This is a genomic window from Rubripirellula obstinata (assembly GCF_001642955.1).
GTDB classification, from domain to species: domain Bacteria; phylum Planctomycetota; class Planctomycetia; order Pirellulales; family Pirellulaceae; genus Rubripirellula; species Rubripirellula obstinata.
Window position 1 is genome coordinate 1 of record NZ_LWSK01000280.1, and the last position, 1,473, is coordinate 1,473.

At 52.4% G+C, this 1,473-nt stretch carries 4 protein-coding genes; all 4 read left to right on the top strand.

All coding sequences use genetic code 11. The features are described 5' to 3' along the window. Positions 1-200, top strand: a 200-nt coding sequence (locus RC85_RS25765; RefSeq protein WP_068267818.1) for a transposase, incomplete at its 5' end; no start/stop codon positions are given. Between the two features lie 155 nt (positions 201-355). Then, positions 356-550: an IS3 family transposase gene (locus RC85_RS29135; protein WP_420852608.1), complete on the top strand. Its 195-nt coding sequence runs from the start codon at positions 356-358 to the stop codon at positions 548-550. A 9-nt stretch (positions 551-559) separates the two neighbouring features. After that, positions 560-1,057 carry an IS3 family transposase gene (locus RC85_RS29140; RefSeq protein ID WP_068267822.1) on the top strand — a complete coding sequence of 166 codons (498 nt, stop codon included), beginning with the start codon at positions 560-562 and terminating at the stop codon, positions 1,055-1,057. A gap of 197 nt (positions 1,058-1,254) precedes the next feature. Next, a partial coding sequence (locus RC85_RS25780) for an SDR family NAD(P)-dependent oxidoreductase (RefSeq protein WP_238383248.1) occupies positions 1,255-1,473 on the top strand: 219 nt, incomplete at its 3' end.

Consider the following 1,473-nt stretch of genomic DNA (forward strand, 5'->3'; position numbering starts at 1 on the left):
CCATTGCGGATATCGTTCGCAAGATGGGAATTACAGAACAGACTTACTATCGGTGGAAGAAGAAGTTCGCTGGGATGGGCGTTGCTGAAGTCCGGCGTTTGAAGCAACTTGAGGAAGAGAATCGAAAGCTGAAACAACTCGTCGCGGACCTTAGACTCGACAAGAAGATGCTTCAGGACGTTGTCCAGGGAAAGGTCTAAAGCCCGATCGTCGGCGGACGATCGTTAAGAAGCTTCAAGTTTCCTATGAAGTTAGCGAACGTCGCGCACTGTTGGCGACTGGATTCCCCAAGTCCAGCCACCGATACAAAAGTGTTAAAGATGATCGGGCAGATCTTCGTATCAAACTTCGTGATTTGGCCACGAGCCGTGTTCACTACGGCTATCGCCGCCTTCATGTTCTCTTGCAACGAGAGGGTTGGAAGGTCAACCACAAACTGGTCTACCGGGTCTACAAGGAGGAAGGCCTGGCCATGCGTCGCAAGCGGCCTCGCCGTAACCGGAGCTGCCAGATTCGTGAAGGAAGAGCTTCTCCAACTCGTACTCGGTAGCGCTGGAGCATGGACTTCATGTCGGATCAGCTGTACTGTGGGCGTCGTTTTCGGCTTCTGACGTTGGTCGATAACTTTAGTCGAGTTAGCCTCGCGATCGAGTCAGGCCAAAGAATGACGGGCGACCATGTCGTTCAGATTCTGGAAAAAGTTTGCAAGGTTCACGGATTCCCTGAAGTGATTCAGGTGGACAATGGACCTGAGTTCATTTCCCAGAGTTTGGATTGGTGGGCATACTGGAACAAGGTTAAGCTTGATTTCAGCCGTCCCGGCAAACCAACCGATAATGCCGTGATAGAGTCGTTCAATGGGCGTGTTCGGCAAGAATGCTTGAATGAGAACTGGTTCCTTTCCTTAGAGGATGCTCAGGAGAAACTTGATCAGTGGAGGAAAGACTACAACCAGAATCGACCGCATAGTAGCTTGGGTCAGCTGACTCCCAACGAGTTTGCGGTCCGGCAGTGTTCTCCGACTTCGGCTACGCCTCAGTCTCCGAACACTGCCTGAGGGAAAGAAAAACTCACGCTCCAAGTGGACTCAATTCGGGGGCAAGGTCAAGGCTCAGTAGACTCTCATATCACATGGAACAACTTTTGGGGAGCAGGCCAGACCGTCTGGTCGCGTAGAAAGACGGAACTGAATACGGAAGCAACCAGCGCGCGTGTTCTGGAAAAGTTCGACGCTGACGCTTACCATTGAGCGGCATGCCTTACCAAGAGCACAATAGCTTCTCCGAAGAACAAAATCAGGAAACAGGAATGGAACGATTCAAGGAAAAAGTTGCCGTCGTAACCGGAGGCGGTTCGGGAATTGGCGCTGCAATCGCCACCCGCTTGGCAGCTGAGGGTGCTACCGTCGCGATCATCGAACTGGAAACTGAACGAGGCCAGGAAACCGTCGACGCTATCAAAGCGGCCGACGGG

What these genes read in the sequence shown, in the direction of transcription:
- RC85_RS29140 (WP_068267822.1), top strand. Translation starts at nt 560, where the DNA reads ATGGACTTCATGTCGGATCAGCTGTACTGTGGGCGTCGTTTTCGGCTT.